Raw genomic sequence first — 1,551 nt, 5'->3', positions numbered from 1 at the left:
CAGCAATAAAGGCTTCAAAAGCTTGCTTGGTATAGTCTGTACCAAAATCTGCCTTATCACGTTTCGCACAATTAACAGCATGCCCCATATTCACTTCACTACGTAAATCGGCAGCACTATCTAAATTAGTATCTATAACTGCACCGTCGGCAATTTGTTCATCGCTGTAAGAAAGGTAATCACGTGCCGCGCCAAAGTAACCAAAAGCTTCATCCCATTTATGCGCTGCATCGGTATAAGTCTTATCGGCTTCACCATCATTATCTGCGTCTTCAAAAAAGTTTTTCTCTGACCACGCGGACTGCAAATAATCGTTAGTACCTTGATTAAAGGCAACTGCCATCGATAAAAACTTTTGAATTAGTTGAACATAGTCACGACCTTCAGCATCGACGTAACGAGAAAGCTCACCATTTGCATCAGAGTCAGGCGTCTCAGCAATCAATGCAAGTTTATCAAAATAGGCTGACAATAATTGTTGTGCATGACCAACTTGGCTGGCAGATAACTCACAATCGTTTGCAACAAAAGCCGCTGCTTTAGCGTCATCAATTAGGCTTTCAGTGACGATAAAGTCACCATTCACGCCAACACATTTATCGTTACCTGCGGTTTTACTGACTAAATTTTTACCGCCTGAAATATCGCCATAAGTAGGGCCAGGGATTGTGACAAACTCATCGTTTTCGCCAGCTGCAGTTTGACCATGATTTTCAGCATCCAAATCTGCCACATCTGTAATAAAGGAGTCATCATTGCTTTGTGCAATGCCATAAGCATTGTAAAGCGCTAGTTTGGCATCAGCTTCGGTTGTACCGTTTTGAAAAGAGCCAGCTAGAGCTTTCATGTCTTGTATCATAACTTGACGTGCCGTTTGGCCGGTATAAGACACGCTTGAAACACCAGCAGCATTTTCAAAGGTGTAAGTAGTTGGCAAAACATTATCACCACCGTTATCGCCGCCGTTATCACCACCGCCAGAGCTAGAGCCACCACCACAGGCACTTAAAACAGCTGCCGATATTGCAACACCAAGATACTTTTTAAACATGTTGATCCCCTAAAAAAACATTATAATAAAACTGGTGAGAATCTTAGAATAAATGATAATTATTATCAATAACAAAATTAAAAAAAATTATGTTTATTATTTAAGGTTTAGGTAATGGCATTTGCATGCAGCCATTTAGCAATTTCGCTGAGCTTCAGATTCTCTGCTAAATCTAGTGGCGTTATGGACCAGTCATCACGCAGCAACTCTGCGCCAGATGAGAGCAAAACCTTAACCGAAGCCAAATCATTATTCTCAACCGCAATATGTAATGGGGTTAATCCACCCTCACCTACTTGATTAACATTCGCGCCCGATTTGATCAGGTAAGCTAAAATCTCTGGCTCAGACCACCCTGCAACCAAGTGAATCGGCGAATTACCAAATTGATTCACCGAATGCAGAACCAAGGGGTCGACATTGGCAAAATCAGGGTGCGCAGAAACTTGGCGTAAAATTGCAAGAATATTGGTAGACAGCATCAGACCGCCTGAGCGAGC

Annotated in this window: 2 protein-coding genes; both read right to left on the bottom strand. The window is 42.1% G+C overall.

Annotated elements, in window-relative coordinates; all coding sequences use genetic code 11:
- Window positions 1-1,051: DUF4856 domain-containing protein (locus tag HRU21_13595; protein ID NRA43316.1), on the bottom strand; the 1,051-nt coding region annotated here is incomplete at its 3' end.
- 107 nt (window positions 1,052-1,158) lie between these two features.
- Window positions 1,159-1,533 carry an ankyrin repeat domain-containing protein gene (locus tag HRU21_13590; protein ID NRA43315.1) on the bottom strand — a complete coding sequence of 125 codons (375 nt, stop codon included), beginning with the start codon at window positions 1,531-1,533 and terminating at the stop codon, window positions 1,159-1,161.
- Window positions 1,534-1,551 lie beyond the last annotated feature (18 nt).

This window comes from Pseudomonadales bacterium (genome assembly GCA_013215025.1).
Lineage (GTDB): Bacteria > Pseudomonadota > Gammaproteobacteria > Pseudomonadales > DT-91 > DT-91.
Note: the sequence above shows the minus strand (reverse complement) of the source record. Positions and strands in the feature narration are given on the sequence as shown.

What these genes read in the sequence shown, in the direction of transcription:
- HRU21_13590 (NRA43315.1), bottom strand. Translation starts at nt 1,533, where the DNA reads ATGCTGTCTACCAATATTCTTGCAATTTTACGCCAAGTTTCTGCGCAC.